The 16069-nt window shown below is 65.6% G+C and carries 19 protein-coding genes; 8 read left to right on the top strand and 11 right to left on the bottom strand.

Annotated elements, in window-relative coordinates; all coding sequences use genetic code 11:
- Window positions 1-205 precede the first annotated feature (205 nt).
- Complete coding sequence (locus KIP79_RS22125; protein ID WP_214106792.1) at window positions 206-1432, bottom strand: PIN-like domain-containing protein; 1227 nt, start codon at window positions 1430-1432, stop codon at window positions 206-208.
- Window positions 1433-1566: 134 nt separating this feature from the next.
- On the opposite strand from KIP79_RS22125, the gene KIP79_RS22120 reads away from it, so the two are divergent.
- Window positions 1567-1860: a DUF6247 family protein gene (locus tag KIP79_RS22120; RefSeq protein ID WP_214106791.1), complete on the top strand. Its 294-nt coding sequence runs from the start codon at window positions 1567-1569 to the stop codon at window positions 1858-1860.
- Between the two features lie 83 nt (window positions 1861-1943).
- On the top strand, window positions 1944-2105 hold the full coding sequence (locus KIP79_RS22115; RefSeq protein WP_214106790.1) for a hypothetical protein: 162 nt from the start codon (window positions 1944-1946) through the stop codon (window positions 2103-2105).
- 67 nt (window positions 2106-2172) lie between these two features.
- Here the strand turns inward: KIP79_RS22115 and KIP79_RS22110 are convergent, their stop codons facing one another.
- Window positions 2173-2805, bottom strand: coding sequence for an Rv1352/Rv1906c domain-containing protein (locus tag KIP79_RS22110; RefSeq protein ID WP_214106789.1), 633 nt, complete (start codon window positions 2803-2805; stop codon window positions 2173-2175).
- A 205-nt stretch (window positions 2806-3010) separates the two neighbouring features.
- Here KIP79_RS22110 and KIP79_RS49565 point away from each other — a divergent pair, with 205 nt between their 5' ends.
- Window positions 3011-4276 carry a pentapeptide repeat-containing protein gene (locus KIP79_RS49565; protein ID WP_214106788.1) on the top strand — a complete coding sequence of 422 codons (1266 nt, stop codon included), beginning with the start codon at window positions 3011-3013 and terminating at the stop codon, window positions 4274-4276.
- An 819-nt stretch (window positions 4277-5095) separates the two neighbouring features.
- On the opposite strand, the gene KIP79_RS48540 is transcribed toward KIP79_RS49565, so the two are convergent.
- Entirely contained in the window at window positions 5096-5428 is a 333-nt protein-coding gene (locus tag KIP79_RS48540) for a pentapeptide repeat-containing protein (RefSeq protein ID WP_308169835.1), read from the bottom strand.
- A gap of 78 nt (window positions 5429-5506) precedes the next feature.
- Here KIP79_RS48540 and KIP79_RS22095 point away from each other — a divergent pair, with 78 nt between their 5' ends.
- Complete coding sequence (locus KIP79_RS22095; RefSeq protein WP_214106787.1) at window positions 5507-6751, top strand: IS4 family transposase; 1245 nt, start codon at window positions 5507-5509, stop codon at window positions 6749-6751.
- Between the two features lie 111 nt (window positions 6752-6862).
- Here KIP79_RS22095 and KIP79_RS50120 read toward each other — a convergent pair whose 3' ends face one another.
- The 3 genes from KIP79_RS50120 to KIP79_RS22085 all read right to left on the bottom strand — a co-directional run bounded on the left by KIP79_RS50120 (window position 6863) and on the right by KIP79_RS22085 (window position 8180).
- Window positions 6863-7159, bottom strand: a complete 297-nt coding sequence (locus KIP79_RS50120) for a pentapeptide repeat-containing protein (RefSeq protein WP_372453637.1) — start codon at window positions 7157-7159, stop codon at window positions 6863-6865.
- Between the two features lie 11 nt (window positions 7160-7170).
- Complete coding sequence (locus tag KIP79_RS47185; RefSeq protein WP_250213609.1) at window positions 7171-7677, bottom strand: hypothetical protein; 507 nt, start codon at window positions 7675-7677, stop codon at window positions 7171-7173.
- A 215-nt stretch (window positions 7678-7892) separates the two neighbouring features.
- Complete coding sequence (locus tag KIP79_RS22085) at window positions 7893-8180, bottom strand: BRO-N domain-containing protein (protein WP_214106786.1); 288 nt, start codon at window positions 8178-8180, stop codon at window positions 7893-7895.
- Window positions 8181-8458: 278 nt separating this feature from the next.
- On the opposite strand from KIP79_RS22085, the gene KIP79_RS22080 reads away from it, so the two are divergent.
- Window positions 8459-8662, top strand: coding sequence for a hypothetical protein (locus tag KIP79_RS22080; protein WP_214106785.1), 204 nt, complete (start codon window positions 8459-8461; stop codon window positions 8660-8662).
- Between the two features lie 203 nt (window positions 8663-8865).
- On the opposite strand, the gene KIP79_RS22075 is transcribed toward KIP79_RS22080, so the two are convergent.
- Window positions 8866-9276: a DUF4352 domain-containing protein gene (locus KIP79_RS22075; protein WP_214106784.1), complete on the bottom strand. Its 411-nt coding sequence runs from the start codon at window positions 9274-9276 to the stop codon at window positions 8866-8868.
- Window positions 9277-9728: 452 nt separating this feature from the next.
- Between KIP79_RS22075 and KIP79_RS22070 the strand changes: the two genes are divergently transcribed.
- Window positions 9729-10589, top strand: a complete 861-nt coding sequence (locus tag KIP79_RS22070) for a radical SAM protein (protein WP_214106783.1) — start codon at window positions 9729-9731, stop codon at window positions 10587-10589.
- A 5-nt stretch (window positions 10590-10594) separates the two neighbouring features.
- Entirely contained in the window at window positions 10595-11740 is a 1146-nt protein-coding gene (locus KIP79_RS22065; RefSeq protein ID WP_214106782.1) for a methyltransferase domain-containing protein, read from the top strand.
- A 63-nt stretch (window positions 11741-11803) separates the two neighbouring features.
- Here KIP79_RS22065 and KIP79_RS22060 read toward each other — a convergent pair whose 3' ends face one another.
- Both KIP79_RS22060 and KIP79_RS22055 read right to left on the bottom strand, forming a co-directional pair.
- Window positions 11804-12418, bottom strand: coding sequence for a DUF4352 domain-containing protein (locus tag KIP79_RS22060; RefSeq protein ID WP_214106781.1), 615 nt, complete (start codon window positions 12416-12418; stop codon window positions 11804-11806).
- 651 nt (window positions 12419-13069) lie between these two features.
- Complete coding sequence (locus tag KIP79_RS22055; RefSeq protein WP_308169834.1) at window positions 13070-13795, bottom strand: LysR substrate-binding domain-containing protein; 726 nt, start codon at window positions 13793-13795, stop codon at window positions 13070-13072.
- Window positions 13796-13850: 55 nt separating this feature from the next.
- Here KIP79_RS22055 and KIP79_RS22050 point away from each other — a divergent pair, with 55 nt between their 5' ends.
- The gene (locus KIP79_RS22050) at window positions 13851-14222 is read left to right on the top strand and encodes a DUF5997 family protein (protein ID WP_214106780.1); all 372 of its coding nucleotides are present in this window, start codon (window positions 13851-13853) and stop codon (window positions 14220-14222) included.
- Between the two features lie 12 nt (window positions 14223-14234).
- Here the strand turns inward: KIP79_RS22050 and KIP79_RS22045 are convergent, their stop codons facing one another.
- Entirely contained in the window at window positions 14235-14999 is a 765-nt protein-coding gene (locus KIP79_RS22045; protein WP_214106779.1) for a hypothetical protein, read from the bottom strand.
- Window positions 15000-15155: 156 nt separating this feature from the next.
- A complete protein-coding gene (locus KIP79_RS22040) occupies window positions 15156-15878 on the bottom strand; it encodes an IclR family transcriptional regulator (RefSeq protein ID WP_214106778.1) in 723 nt (240 codons plus the stop codon).
- Window positions 15879-16069: the final 191 nt, after the last annotated feature.

Below are 16069 nucleotides of genomic sequence, written 5' to 3'. Positions count from 1 at the left end.
ACCGCGGGCCCGTGGATCCCCGTCAACCCGGCACGACAGCCGGGCCACAACACTGACCCGATCACGCAATCAACGCTCAGCCGGACCATTCAACCGACCACGGGAAGATCACGAAAGATCCAGGCTAGCGAAGCGGATCGACAAGACCGTGTAGGACGTACTCGGCCGGGTGCGGAGAAGCGTCCGGGGGCTCTCATATGTACCGCTACCCGTCCTGAATGCTGTCGCCTTCACCGCTCTCGTCAGAGAGGTTCTCTTCGCCATTCTCATCGGACCGATTCTGACTGCGGAAAATCTCGTCAAGAATGTGAAATCTATTTATTCCGGATAGGAAGGCAATAATTTCATCATTGTCGCGTCTTCCCCGCGCATTGGTAGTGTCCATGACCCATCGAATGGCTTGTGCTTCTCTGCGAAACTTGCGCTCATGGATGCCCGTTTGGTGTTCATCATCATATCGCCGCAGCGCGTCTGCCAGGGTCCGTTCCAACTCTCTGAATGCTGAGAATTCGGTCTCCTTCTGTACGGTTTCGGCCTGCTCAATGGTCGAGCCGCTTACACTCGTGGCCAGGAACCGTCCGGCGTGGAACAGGAACGACTTCACGTCCAGCAGGTGAAAGCGTTGTCCGGATCTGGCGAGCATCTCGTGGACCAGTTCCGGGCGCGGGCCTCGCCGATAGCTCCCTTCCTGCCTGACCCAGTCCTCCTTGCTGTCGTTGGTGACCAGCAGGACGGAGAATTTGCGCTTAGCAGCCTCGACGAGGGTCTGTTCCCACATGAAGTAGTCGCCGAGGGCGCCGCTGATTCCCTTCTCCTTGACGTCGCAGTACCCGGGCGGGATCTCGTTTTTGAGCCGTTGAGTACCGGTTTTCTCGGCTTCAGCAGGGTTGGGTAGGGGCGGCCCGATTTTGCCATCGGTAATTTTTTCGATTCGTGCGAGAACGGGGTCGTCGTCGGTTTTCATGCCAGGCTCGACGCCGAAGTCGTACAGCTCGGAGAAACGCGTGAGGATGTCGTCGATAGCGGCATCGATGGCCTTCTTGACGCCGGAGACGTCCTCGTCTTTCAGGCCCCGATGTTCCTGGAGGCGCTGCACCTGGCCGTGGAGATCCTTGGCGGCTTGGCGGAACTTGTCCTGGAAGCTGCTGCCTTGGCTGATGACGGTTGCACGTTGGCGGAGGAACTCCAGGCCGACCTGGTGGGGAATCCATAGTCGGTCGCCCAGCACCTCTAGCGTGCCCAGGAACTCCGCACGGGCGGTTCCTGTCAGCTTGTAGGCGTTGAGCAGCGCGTTGGTGTCGAAGACGACCATGCCACCGGTGAAGAAGCTGCGCAGGTCGTCCTCGCTCGGGGGAAAGTACCCGGGGAAGGCGTCACGCAGCGAACTGGCGGCTGGGGTGCCCGCGTTGGGGTCGGCTGGATCCTGATCCATGTCGGATCAGCCTAGTGGTTTGCCGGGTATGGCAGCTGGTCGATTTGTGGTGCCACTCCAGCGTTTGATGCTCGCCAGCAAGGACAGTTCGTAGCCGCCGATATAGGTGTGCTCAAACGGGCTAGCATGGTTTCATGAGCGCCCAGCCGGTCTACGGGGACCCGGAAGACCCCCAGGAGATCCTGCGGGGGCTGCCTGCCCGTGAGCGGCCGGAGTTCCTCCGCCAGTATCGGGCTGCGGTCGATTCCGCCCGCGACGACCTGTCGAGCTACACCGCGCTGAAGCGGTTGCTGCACCGCTGGAGCCTGACCGTGATCGCGGTCAACCAGCCCGGCTACTACGAGGCGATCCAGGAAGCCAAAGAAGGCGCCGGCGAGTTCACGCCCCTCGACGAGGCCATCGCCGACGAACTGGCCCGCCGCCGGTGACCTACCGCCCCCACTTATCCGAGCGGGCGCTCGGCCAGCTCGAAGGCTTCACCAGCGACGCCCTCACCGCGCTCGCCTAGGCGATGGCCGACGTATGCGAGAACCCATACGACCCGCTCACCAGCATGGCCACCGACGACCCCCAGGTACGGCGGGCAGACTTCGGCGACCGCGGGTTCGTCACCTACCTGGTCCTCGACTCGGTCGAGATCGTCCGCGTCGTTGACATCCTCCGGGCTGGCTGATCATTCCAGCCTGAGCAGCCGAGAGCCCCGGCGTGGGGGAGCGTTCGGGGCTCCTCGCATTTCCCAGTCAAGCCGCCATCCAGTTGCCGCACCCGTCACTCTTGAAGCCTTCGCCACGTCTGATCGTGACGATGACCCCCCGCGGAGCGTTGCTGACGAAGGCGTTGTCGATGATGTCCCCGTGCGGTGTTGAGCGCTCCCAGTAGCAGTCGGTGATGCGACCGGGGGTGGTGCGATAGGTTCCCGGCTTGATGTCTTTCCCGACCTCATAGATCCCGTCGGAAAAGCCGTTCTGTGCCTGGCGCCAAGCCGTGAGGTACTTAGGACAGAGGTGCTTAATCGCATACCTGAGCGTCTTGTCGCTGGCAAGGTCTTTTTCGATGATCACATCTAGTGTCGGCGGCGAGGAGTCATCGTACTCGTCGATGCCCTCGCCGCACGCTTGTCGCCCCTCGATGAGGGCCGACGAGTCGTACTCGATGACGTCGTCGCGGATAGTGACGCCGCCCATCGCCCTGATGAAGGCTTTTTCTCGCGCGGTGAGAGTCTCCGTCGGGGTCGGAGCTGGTTCGGGATCGGGTTCGGCAGGGGCGCTGGCTGGCGGTGGCGCGGTTGACGCCGATTCTAGGCTTGAGGCGGGCTCAGTGCTCCCGCACGCGGCGAGGGCGAGGGCGAGCAGGGCGACTGTCAGGGTGCGCACGGCGGGAGCCTCCTGAGGCTAGGGGTAACCCAGGAGATGCCCGACGGGTACGCCCGGTTGACGCGCTGGCCGGAGGCGGCCACGATCCACGGCCGCGGCCCCTTTTTTCGCGAGCCCCAGAGGTGGTCGAACACAAGAAGCCGATGAGGAGACGGTTCGATCACAACGAACCCACGGAATCAAGCTGGCGGCTGGAATGGCAGACGTGCAGTTATCTCGCCTGCTCCGCCGCGCCGCCCGCACCCCGGCCGTTCCCGCGACGGCGCCCACCCCGGTGTTGCAGATGCCCCGGGCTGCCGTCTGGTGGATCCTGCTGGCCGTGGTCCTGGTCGGCGCGACTGTGGGTGGCACCCTGTGGTGGCTGCTGGCCGATCTCGCTTCCCAGCCTCCCGCTCCGCCCGGTCAACCCGCAGCCGGGACGGGCAGTGCCAGAGGGGAGATCCTGCGCACCGCGCTGGCCGCCGGCGCCGGGGTCGGCGCCGCCATCACCCTCGCGCTAGCGTTCCGCCGCCAGCGCCAACTGGAGCTGCACAACGCGGTTACCACCCGGCACGCCGAACGCATCGCCGCCGCCAGTGAACACGACGCCACCGAACGCCGGGTCACCGACCTGTACACCAAGGCCGCCGAGCAGCTGGGCCACGACAAGGCCGCGGTCCGGTTGGCCGGCCTGTACGCGCTGGAACGCCTGGCCCAGGATAACCCCGGGCACCGGCAGACCATCGTCAACGTCATCTGCGCCTACCTGCGCATGCCTTACATCCCGCCCACCCTGCCGACCAGTTCCAGCCCGCCAAGCTCTCCGGGGCCATGGGCGGGCACCGCTTCCCATCCGGGTCATGGCCCCGATAGCGAGGGGGAACGTCAAGTCCGCCTCACAGCTCAGACCATCCTGGCCGACCACCTCCGCGACGTCCACACTTCCGATGAGCGTGTCACCGAACCCGCCGACCACCGCTTCTGGGATGGCATGATCCTCGACTTCACCGGCGCCACCCTCATCAATTTCAGCCTCAGCGACTGCCGCATGGCTGAGGCCAGGTTCCACCAGGCGACATTCATCGGGCACGCTGGCTTCGACGGGGCGACTTTCTCTGACCACGCAGGGTTTCTCAACGCGACCTTCTCTGGAGATGCCGGGTTCGACGGGGCGGCCTTCTCTGGGGCCGCTCTGTTCGTCTGTACGACCTTCTCTGGAAGCGCCGGTTTCAACACGGCGACCTTCTCCGGGTTCAACTCATTCGCCGGAGCGACCTTCTCCGATCACGCCTGGTTCGGCGGGGCTACCTTCTCCGACCGCTCCTTGGTAACTGGCGAGAGATCGGAGAATGTCCTCCGGTTCAAAGATGTGGTCGTTGGGGATCCGGGCGCGAACCATGTCTGGCCGCCTGGGTGGCATGTGGAGATCATCCCGGGCGGGAAGGGCCGCCTGGTGCGGGAGGCACCGGACGCTTCTGGACCGTCAAGCTGACTCCTGAGCTACAAGTACGCGATCCCTCCACTACCACCCAGACCTGCCCGCGTGCCTGAGACGGCCACCAGCGGGCCATCTACTGATTCCGCGGCATTCGCCGGATGCCCCGCAATATCCTCCTGTTCGTGACAGACGCCACTTCTCGACCTAAACCGAGAATCGACCCTGCTGCTCTCCTGGCTGTACCAATGGCCATCGCCCTCAGTCCATTAGAAGAGGACGGATCATGGTCCTACTCAACCACGGCGATCGGCGGCACGCTGCTGCTGGTGCTTGGCGCGTTCCTCCGCTTTCCCTGGCCCGCCCACATACTCAGTGCCGCACTAAAAGGCGCAGCATTAGGTGCCGTCGTAGGCACATGCGTATTCCTCACCGCCGCCTATCCTGTGCAGGAGTATGTGGCCCGACCTGAGTTCGCTGCGTGCACGAGCCACCCTCCCTCCTGCCAAGACCGCTTTCATTGCCTACCGGGCGCCGATAACGGGGAGTACTTGGCAGAGTGGACGTCTGACCAGCTTCGGCCGTACTGGATTGGAACGGGCGTCGCGGTCGCGTTGGCATATATGGTGGCCTTCGGTATCCAGCGGAGGCGCGCTTGCGCCCAAGCGCAGCCGACCCGCGAGCTGTCATTATCGGTGGGTCACACGCCAGCCCAGTCACCGGAAGAGCCCCGACGATCTCCCTCCAAATGCTGGCCTTATGTCGTGGCACTTGCTCTGCTGCTTGCTTTCTTTGGAGTCCGTTTCCGGCCCCGATAACGGACTGAACGGCAGCCCTAGTCGCGACTCAGTCGGCGCTGCGTACTACTCGTACGCGCTAGAACTTGGTGGTGGCGTCGGTGATGGCCACGGCTCGGATCTGAGCGGGCGTCATTCCTTGCACATCCCGCAGGTTCGCGCCGCTTAAGTTCGCCCGCCTCAGGTTCGTATTGGTCAGGTTCGCTCTGGTCAGGTTCGCATGGCTCAGGTTGGCATCGGTTAGGTCGGCAAGGTTCATATCCGCATCGACTAGCTCCGCCAGAGTCAAATCCGTGCCAGTCAGAGTCGCACCTACGAGATCAGCATTACTGAGGTCCGCGATGCTCAGATCCGCGTCAGCCAGATTTTCATCAGTTAAGGTGGAATTGCTTAAGTCGGCTCTTGGTCCAATGCCGTTCAGATAAGGCGTTTGCGCTGGCCAGCATGACGAGCTGACGAAAGTGGCGCCGGGCCGGTACGGTGCCGGGCCATGACCTCATCCACGGAGCCGGTACGGCCATGGGGCCGGTTGACCGACCACATCGGGCTGGGCGTGCTGTCGGCCCGGTTCGACCGGGACCTGCTGGAAGAGGTGCTGAACCGGACAGGGCGCCGGGAGAATCGCAGCCGGCGGCTCCCCGCGCACGTGATGATCCGCTACGTCATCGCGATGGGATTGTTCTTCGCCGACTCCTACGACGAGGTGATGCGCCGCCTGGTCGGCAACCTGCGCAAACTCGGATCCTGGGCCGACGACTGGCAGGTACCTACCGCCTCGGCGATCGCCCAGGCCCGCCAGCGGCTGGGCGCCGAACCACTCAAGGAACTGTTCGCGCGGGCGTGCGTGCCGTTGGCCTCGCCAGGAACGAAGGGAGCCTGGCTGGCCGGGCGGCGGCTGATGGCCATCGACGCCACCGGCTTCGACGTGGCCGACACCCCCGCCAACGCCGAACACTTCGGACGGGCCGGGTCGGGCCCGAAAGCCTCGGCCTACCCGAAACTGCACCTGGCCGCGCTGGCCGAGTGCGGCAGCCATGCCATCGTGGGCGCGGTGATCGGCTCCTGCCGCACCGGGGAACGCACCCTGATGGCCGATCTGACCGGCTCGGCCGGTCCGGGCATGCTGATCATGGCCGACGCCGGGCTGTTCTCCTTTGAGTTGTTCACCGACTTCGCCGCCACCGGGGCCGATCTGGCCTGGCGGGTCGGGGCGTCGGTGTCGATCGGCCACATCCGGTGGCTGCCCGACGGCTCCTATCTGGCCCTGGTGTACCGGCCCGGGCTGAGCGCCGATGTCCGTAAGCGGCTGGTGGCCCTGGTCCGCGACGGTGAGGAAGTGCCCGAGGAGCAGGCCCGGCTGGTGCGAGTCGTGGAGTACACCGTCCCGGACCGAAACCCCAGCGGCGAGCTCATCGTGGTGGTCACCACCATCACCGACCCGGGTGAACTGCCCGCTCTGGAACTAGCCGAGGCCTACCACCAGCGCTGGGAGGAGGAATCGGCACTGGATGAGATCAAAACCGACCTGCGCGGCCGCGGCGAGGTCCTGCGCTCCAAGACCCCCGAGTTGGTCGAACAGCAGATGTGGGGGCTGCTGCTGGCCCACTACGCCATCCGCGGCCTGCTGCTGGACGCCGCCGATCCCGCCGGATACGACCCGGACCGCATGTCGTTCGTCAAAGGCCTGCGCGTGGTCCGCCGCCAGGTCACCGACCAGGCGGCCATTTCCCCCTGAGCGCCTTTCCGAGGCGCTGGCCGACGCCGTCGCCGAAATTCTCCGGCGGCCGAACCCGGCCCGACGACACCGTACTTGCCCGCGTGTCATCAAACGCGCACGGCATAACTCCTACCGTGTCAAACGCCCCGCAGACCAGATCATCCGCCACCCAGGCCCGGCTACACCCTTACTGGCCTGCCCGAATATCCAAACTTTAACGGCATTGGCTCTTGGTCCGAAACCGCCGATGATGGTAGTACCGATCGTGACGTGCCATTCAGAACCAGAGAGTTTGGCACCGGTCAGGTTAGCTCGGAGCATGTACGCACTGCTCAGGTCCGCCTCGATCAGGTTTGCCCAGGTAAGATCCACGTCTCTTAGGTTCGCGCCGCTCAAGTACGCGCGGGTGAGGTTCGTGCTGGCCAGGTTGGTGCCGGTCAGGTCCCCGTTTGGGAAGCGCGTCTGGGAGAAGTCTGGAGGGTCCCCGGACGTTGTGATCGTGACTGCGGCATTGAGCGCGGCGAAAACGTCAGCTGGGACTCGTATGTAGTTGAGTGTTTCGGATGGCTTGGCTTTGCATTTCCCAGGTTGGATGCGCAGAGATCGTGGTTGCGGACGAAAGCGGCGAGAACGTTTCTAATTGTGGTGCGGTCACGTGGGGAGTCGACAGCGATGCGCTGGAGGGCGTAGATGGCTCCGATGCGGACGTCGGTGGCCTTGGAGTCGAGTTGTTCGATGGCTTTGGTGTAGCGGTCGGTGATCTGCCCCTGCAATGTGGCCTCAAGGGTTTTCTGCCCCGTATCCCACGTCCTGGCCGTATAGACGAGACCGCCCGCTGTAAACACGAGGCTGAACAGCACCCCCAGCGTCGTGACGTGCTGCCAGGGCCGTTGACGGTAGGCATCCCATAACTCCTGACGCTTCTCAACTGGCAGCGCGTCCAACTCGGCTTGGGTGGGTCGAGCGACAGGAGGACGCCGCCCCAAAAGGCGGCCGAACCACGTGGCGGCGCGCGGGCGAAGCGGCTCTGGCGCGGGTAACGGGAGCGCGACTTCGCCGCCAGGCCGGGCCGTACGGCTGGAGGCGGTAGGGAAGGTGATTCGCCGGCGCGGTAGGGGAGAGGGCACGTTCCAACATGTACCCGATCAACCCGGGGCAATCAGGTGTAAATGGCGAACCAGTAGGAGTGGCCGACACCAGAGCAGGCGAGGTGGCCTGTGCAAGAACGCTGGATCGTACGCCGGTCTTCGTCGTCGAGCATGCGTAACGCCACGCTTGGGTTTGAGTGCTCCAGGATGCGGCACACATCGCCTGCGACGAACCACGGCGCGCCATCGATCACGAAGGAGCGCAAGCCGTGGCTGGAGTCGGGAAACTCGAAGAGCTGGAGCTGCTGCTGGGACGACTCCGGCGCGTCGTCCAGGTCGAACAGGGTACGGTCGGTCATCGTCAGCCTTGTCGTTGAGGTTGGCCGCGCCTCGGGGGTGTTACCGCACCCGCCGGGGCTTCGATCTTTCCGAACAGGTGTCCCATTCTCACAGTTCAGGCAGATCATTTCCTCGCCAACTCACAGGATTTATGTGATATGTGTCACATCTGTAAACCGGATGCGAGATCTACGCGTCCAGATGTGCCTCATGTGATAGGTGGGGCAAGTTGGCTGGACCGAGTCCAATCCGGAGCTGACCCCTTAGCCTCGCTGGATCTTCCGGCACACTGGGAGGCATGGCCTACATCGAGGACCGCGTCTCTACCGTCGAGACCGACATCGCCGAGATCAAGGACCGGCTGGGGGTTCTGGAGCGTTCGGTCGGCAACATCGAGCGCACCCAGTCACTCATGCGAGACGACGTCGCCGAGCTGAAGGCCGGGCAGGTCGAGATCCGGGACCTCCTGGCGCGCGTCCTCGCTCGCCTGGAAGGTGTCTGATCGCCTCCGAAAGGGTCGCAACCGGCCACGATCACCTTGGCAGTGAAGCTGGCCACCGCCCGTCCTTATCGCCCCTACAAGCGGTCGCGAAAGCCAGTCCGTGATCCCCACGCAGCCGCCGAGCACGGCGTCATCATCCGCGCAGACGCCGTACAGGGAAGCCCCGGCACGGGGGGAGCGTCCGGGCTCTCGCACGTCCGGGGTCAGCGGATGACCCACTCCAGGCTGCTGGTGCTCTGAGGGTCATAGTTCACGTACTTCGGCTTGCTGCCCTTCGGCACCTCGAACGGGATCCACCCCTTCACGCACCGGCCAGTCCTCACCGATCGATCGCTGTTGGGGTACAGCGAGACGTCCCACCACTCCGAGCTCCAGGCGCTCATCGCCTCGATGATCGTCCCGTCCGGGAACGCCAACGACCACGGCCCCCAGCTCAGCGAGATCTCCTGACCGCTGGTGTTCTCCACGACGCAGGTCCGCACCTCGACAGCCGCGTACTCGTAGCTCTTCCGCTCGGGCAGGCCAGGGACGAGCGACGCGAGAGGCTGCCGGACACGCAACACGGTGACCTTCAACTTGGCCGTCGCATCCGAACTCTCCTGGGTCGTCCCCACCTTCACCTCCTTCTGCGGGGCGGACGCCGTCGAACTCGCGGCCGTGGCCGTGCCGGACTCCAGGGGATCCCCGAGCGGCCGGGCAGGTTGTCAGCCAACTGTGGATCTGTTGGTGCTCCAGGTCCCAACCCCCTTCGACCCCGGTGACAGTTGGCACCACCGAGCGCCGGATTGGGTAGCCAAGCTGGTGCACAGCGTTAACCCCAGAGCAGTGGGGTACAGCATGAGCGAGCATTCACGAGTGGAGTGGCCTGACGCGTTCGCGGAGGTCGGATACCCCGTGAATCTCACGCCCGCGTGGTAGCCCGGCTGGAAGGCGTCCAGAAACGGACACCGAAGCAGCTTGGCGGATTGCACAATCGATCTCCGATTCGGCGTACCGTCGTCACGGAAAGTGTGGGTCCAATTGCCGCCCGCGCTGAGTCGCAGGGCGCGAAAGAAGGGTCACCCCGATGACCGTCCTGCACGAGCGCGCCACCCTCGCCACACTCACCGGCTGGCACATCGCACTGGAGTTGACCGGCCGCTGCCAGCTCGCATGCACCCACTGCTACGCCGAGTCCGGGCCGGCCGCCTCGCACGGCACCATGACCGGCGACGACTGGTGCCACCTGATCAGTGAGGCCGCCGTACTGGGCGCCCGCGTCCAGTACATCGGCGGGGAACCCACGCTGCATCCGCAGTTCGAGCGGATTCTCACCCACACCACCGAGTTGGGCGTCCCTGTGGAGGTGTTCACCAACCTTTACCGGATCCGCGAATCTTGGTGGGAGCTGCTCTCGCGGTCGGGTGTGTCCCTGGCCACCAGCTACTACTCTGACAAGCCTGGCGAACACGCCCAGATCACCGGCCGCGCTGACGGCTACGCCCGTACCCGCACCAACATCGTTCGGGCGGTCGGACTCGGCATCCCCGTCAGGGCCTCGATCGTGCAGGTCCTGCCAGGCCAGCGGGTCGAGCAGGCGCGGGGCGAGCTTGAGGCCCTCGGCGTGACCGGCATCCGCCTCGACGAGCTCCGAGGCATCGGCCGCGGCCGGCTCGGCGGCCAGGCCGACCCGTCGCAGCTGTGCGGCCGATGTGGCGACCATCGCGTGGCGGTCTCGCCGACAGGCCACGTCACTCCTTGCGTGATGGCTCGATGGATGGTCGCCGGCGACGTCCAGGCCGAACCGCTGAGCCGGATCGTGGCCGGGTCGACATGGCGCGAATGGCTGGTCCAGGTTCCCGCCCGAGCCAGGGTGTGCGCCCCGGAGTGCGCTCCTTCCGCCGACAGCAACGACTGCGCCCCGGCCGACCAGGTCGACGGAGAATGACGGTCATGAACTTCACGGACTGGGCCCCGCACGCCCGCCGCCTCGCCGAGCAGATCACCCATCCCGCCTCCCGGTGGCGCGAACCCGTCCTGGCCGTACCGCGGCATCTGCTTGTGCCTCGCTGGTGGGTACCTGGCCCTGACGGCAGAGTTGTGCAGGATGGCCCCTCGAACCTGGATTCGTGGCTGCGCGCTGCCTTCACCGACCGCACGCTGGTGACCCAGATCGGTGATTCGCACGCCGACCACGCCGACCCGACCGACCACCCTCGCGGCCGGACCACCTCGTCCTCCACCTTGCCGTCCTTGGTCCTGACCATGTTCGGCCACGCCAACATCCATCCAGGGCTGGACGTGCTCGACGTGGGCACTGGTTCCGGGTATGGCGCTGGCCTGCTGGCGCACCTGATCGGCAGCAGGCGAGTGACGAGCGTGGACGTCGACCCCTACTTGGTGAAGGCGGCTGGCGAACGGCTCGCCACGATCGACCTGCATCCCACCGTCGCGGCCGTGGACGCGACCGGTCCCCTTCCCGGGGAGTCCGACCGGATCGTGGCCACTGTGTCCGTGAAGCCCATCCCGCCGTCATGGCTGGAAGCACTTCGCCCCGGCGGGCGGCTCGTTACCACGATCACCAACACGTCGCTGATCATCGTTGCCGACAAGACCGAGGACGGCGGCGCGGCCGGGCACGTCGCCCGAGACTGGGCGATGTTCATGTCCAGCCGCGAGGGTGCCGACTACCCGCCCGGACTCGACGACCTGGTGGCCGCAGCCGGCGCGGCCACGGGCGAGGACGTGAGGCCGTCCCGGTTCCCGGTGCTGGACCTGGTCAACGGTGACACGTGGGAGATCCGCTCGATGCTGGAGATCGCGGCCCCGGGCATCGAACACGCCTACGAAGAGGACGGCGACACCCGTACGGCGCTCATGGTCCACGCGGACGGGTCATGGGCCCGCGCCGAGTCCGCTGGGGGAGACCTTCCGATCGTTCACCAGGGCGGCCCGCGGCGCCTCTGGGATGAGCTGGACCGCGTCCGGGACTACTGGCTCCAGCACGGTGCACTGCCGCTGTACGGTGCCCGGGTCCAAGTCTTCCCGGATGGGGCGATCCGCCTGCGGCGTGGCCGTTGGGCGGCCAGCATCGCCTGACGGCTTGCCTGCGTCGTCTCCCGGCTCGAAGGCGTGGAATAGGCCGCCATCCAGGTGACCCCGTCAGCCGACCAGCCATTCGCCCTTCTGGTCGGCGAACCCGCTGTTGAGCGCGAACTGGAACTTCGCCAACCGTGCGGACTCCGGCACCTCGAAAACGAGCACGCCCTTCCGCCTGTCACCGGTCGACACCGTCACCGAGCCACCGAAGGACACACCCTCCTGGACCTCCCCGAAGGTGGTCCGATACTGCTGCCCCTCTGAGTCGATCAGGTACGCGCCGTTGCTGGGGCTGTCCGAGTAGACGTCCTGGCCGACGTTCGCCAACTCCAGTTCGACCGCGACCCACCGGTTCCCGGCATCCGGCTTCAAGAACTGGTTCTTCGGGGTACCGGGGATCACGCGCGTCACCGTGACCGCGACCTTTAGCGTGGACTTCATCCCGGACAAGGTGATTGCCGACCCGATGGCGGCCGGCGCGTCGGCGGGCGGTGCCGTCGCCGGTTGCGCGTCCGCAGTGGGCTCGGTCTGGGCAGGAGGCTGCTCGGCCGCAGCGGTCTCGGACGTTGCCTGGGTGATTCTCTCCCGTGCGGCGTCCGGTTCGGTGACGACAGTTGTACTCGGACGGATCACTGCGACAATGACCGCGCAGCTGCCGAGAAGGGTCAGGGCAGCCACCCCGCAAACGATGAGGATGATGGCCGTGTTGCTGTGGCGGGGCGGCGGGGGCGGGGTCTGGTAGTACCCGGGGTGCTGCCCGTACACGGGAGGCTGGCCAGCCGGCGGGCCGTACTGCGGTTGCTGGCCGTGCTGCTCGTACGGGTTCGACATCGCGGGCTCCGGGGGACAGAGGGGGGCGGGGACCTACGGTGGACGTATCGTCCGTCCGCCGGGGTTACCGTGGCGATACGGAGAGATGAGATCGTTAGGTTGGTCTCCGGCGGGTTGGTTTGGCGACCCAACCAAGGGGAGATCGTTTAGTAACCTCTCGCTTTTGCAGTTTCTGATGAAACCCCAGGTGGGAATACGCAGGTCACTACACTGGTGACCCCGTTTCGCCTTACAAGCGAGGGGTTACTGGTTCGAACCCAGTACCGCCCACCAGCAAAACGCCCGTTTCTGAGCGTGGAAACGGGTTGAGTGACTAACTGCCGGAGATCTTGTCCATCGCCGAGTTGGGCATCTCGCGGCAATGCGGGCACCCTTGGGTGCGCCACTTCCGGGAAGAAGGCTGCGCGAGCGGCGCAGCGGCCCCCGCACCTGCGCCCCGCTGGTCTTCCAGCACATCCCGGTCCAACCGGGTCCGAACCGGAGGTTCGGGGCCGCTGGTCACCGAGGCCGGTAGCCCTTCTTTTTACGGGCCGGTACGGCCCGGCGGCCGGAGCCGTTCTGTGCGGCTTTTCGTGCCTGCCGCTGTTTCGGTTTCTCCGCGGGGGAGGCAGGGGTACGGCCCCGTGAGCTGTTCACTGTCCGGCCGCGGACGATGCCGATGAAATCTTCCACCAGGTCAGTGGTCGCGTCCGTGGGCCAGGCCAGCGCGACCTGAGACTGCGGCGCGTCCGGCACCGGCCGGTACGTGAGGTCCCTGCGGTGGTGGAGGCGTGCCAGCGACTGCGGAACCAGGAGAAGCCCAGTGCCGGCCGCTACCAGCTTGACCGCGTCCGCCGTTGTGGCAGGGCGGGTGAACGCGGGCAGCCCGGGCCGGGCCGTCCACTCGATGGTGTCGTCCAGAGGATGGAACACCTCGTCGTCGGTCAGGTCGGCGACGGCCGCCTCGTCGGCAGCGGCCACCGCGTGGTCCTTGGGCACCACGACCACCGTGGTCTCCACGTAGAGCGGAATCACGCTGAGCCCGTCCCGGTCGACCGGCAGCCTGACGAATGCGGCGTCGGCGCCGCCATCCCGCAGGAGTCCCACCACCTCGGCGGCGGGAACCGCGACCAGGGTGATCGGCACGCCGGGCATCCTCTCGGTCCAGACGTTGACCCATTTCGCGGGTGTCACCCCGGGCACGTACGCCAGCCGGAACACCCTGCCGGTCTCCCCATCAGTCACTTCCTCAGGGTACCGATGTCAGGGGAACCCGTTCCGACTGACTAATCTTGACGCCATGACCTCGTCCAAACCGAAGACCATCCAGACGATGAAGCCCGCGACCGCGGCCAAGAAGCTGGGTGTCCTCCTCTCGGCCACTCCCGCCGAGTTCCAGGCGGGTGTCGTCTCCAGGGACGAGCTGAACGAGTTGCAGTCGAAGCCACCTGCCTGGCTCGCTGACCTGCGCCGCAACGGCCCGCACCCCAAGCAGGTCATCGCCGCGAAGCTCAAGGTCTCCATTTCCGGCCTGGCCAGAGGCGGGATCACCGGACCGCTTACCACCGCTGAGATCGATGCGCTGAAAGCGGAGAACCCCGAGTGGCTGGAGCGCGAGCAGTCCATCCAGGCAGAGACCCGCAAAGAAGCACTCCGCCTCAAGCAACGCTAGACAGCTGGGCGCCTACGTGGTGGGGCTGTACAGGATGGCGAGGCTTCCGCACATCACATTTGATGAGCCGATCCAGAGGATCGTGAAGCGGTAGCCGTTGCTTTCCCTGATGACGGCGTCGGCGCAGAAATCGGGATGGATCTCCTCGGGTGCGATTCCAGCAGGAGGGACCCCGAAGGGCAGTCTCCGCAGCAGCCAGCAGACTCCGGTGTCGACCAGCGCGTCGAGGTCGCCGCGGACGACCGCGACCATGCCGATTGACCATGGGGTCTCGTCATGGTGGTACACCCCGACCGCCAGATGGTCGGTCTCATAGGCGCACTCCGCCGCGTCGTTGACTGCGTTCACTCTGTTGATGAACCGCTCGAGCCCGCCTCGGAACTCCGCGAACTCCTGGGAGCGCCCTTCAGGGATGAAGCCGATGACCTCGTTGGCCAGGCCCGCGATGCTGATGCAGGGATTCTGTGTGATCACACTTACCGCGTCCGCCGACGCGAAAGTGGGGAGTTGGGACCTCGTGATGGGCCCCGGAGCGGGGCAGACAGGGCCTTTGGGCTTCTCAGGCTCCGTGGGCTTCTCAGGCTCCGTGGGCTTCTCAGGCTCCTTGGGCTTCTTGGGCTCCTGAACCTGTCCTTTCTCGGATGTGTTCGAGCCTCCCCCGAAGTCCTCGTCCAGACATGCCGTGGCGAGGAGGGAGAAGGAGAGGAGAACGATCAGAAACCTACGTGTGACGGAACGGTCGGCGGTGAACGGTTTAATACGAGATCGACGACGCATCGGGCTTCCCCACCACCTATGCTTTGGCCCCCGGCCCCCGGCCTGCCTGCTACCGCCGTTACATCTTCAGCCAGGACGTCAACCGGCGCGGCGTTCCGGTTCGCTCAGCGGACCGCTGTTCGTCTCCACCTTCAGCGATCTTCGTCACGGCCGTGCTCAGGGCAGGGTCGCGGTGATCGCCTTGCTCATCCTGACCAGGTTCTGAGCGAGGTCCGGCAGCGGGCGTACGGCCTCGACTGGTGAGCAGATCGCGGCGACCAACGTGCCACTCCTGTCCAGCACCGGAGTCGCGACGCAGGAGACTCCGGGCGTGTACTCCTCGTGGTCGAAGGCGACGCCCGCCTCGCGGATCCTCGCCGCGTCTTTCCGCCATTCCGGCGAATCCAGGGCCAGCCCGGAGGTCTTCGGCGAGCAGGCCACGAGCATCTTCGCGACCGCCGTCGGCCAGCCCACCACCGAGCCCGGATGCGGTGGCGAGAAGTACGGGATCCGCCCTGGCGCGCCACCGACCGCAATCGTCTGCCCTGAGGACAGCAGGCACAGCCAGATCGCCGCCCCCGTCGTTCGCACGAAGTTGCGCATCGGCGCCTGAGTCGCCTTCTCCAGAGTCGGATCCGGCCGCCACGCATGCCCCAGCCTGCGCAGCCTCGGACCTATGCGGTAGCGAGGACCGAGCTTCTCGGCGGCACCCAGAACGGTCAGCTGTTCCAGCAACCGGTACGCCGTCGCCTTGGGCAGCCCGCTCTCGGCCGCCAGCCGGGTCAACCCCGCCTCCCGTACCCGCTCCAGAACGTCAAGCAGCGCGAAGGCACCTTCGAGCACACCACGCCTGCCGTAAGACCGCCCGTCTTCCCCCTCGCCGTGCAATGGACTTCCCATCGCGTCATCAGCTCCCCATCCATCCGTCATTGTGTGTGTTCAGGGGAAGCCACGCCAGAACATTACGGTCGCCACCAGTGTCAACGGACATGCCGTTGTCGTGGAGAACCAGTAACCGTCCAGGCTGACGGCCAACAGGGGGTGCCGATCTTGTTTCGGCGACATGAGTCACTAACTGTGAGGTGACCAGT

It is taken from the genome of Acrocarpospora catenulata (assembly GCF_018476525.1).
Lineage (GTDB): Bacteria > Actinomycetota > Actinomycetes > Streptosporangiales > Streptosporangiaceae > Acrocarpospora > Acrocarpospora catenulata.
Note: the sequence above shows the minus strand (reverse complement) of the source record. Positions and strands in the feature narration are given on the sequence as shown.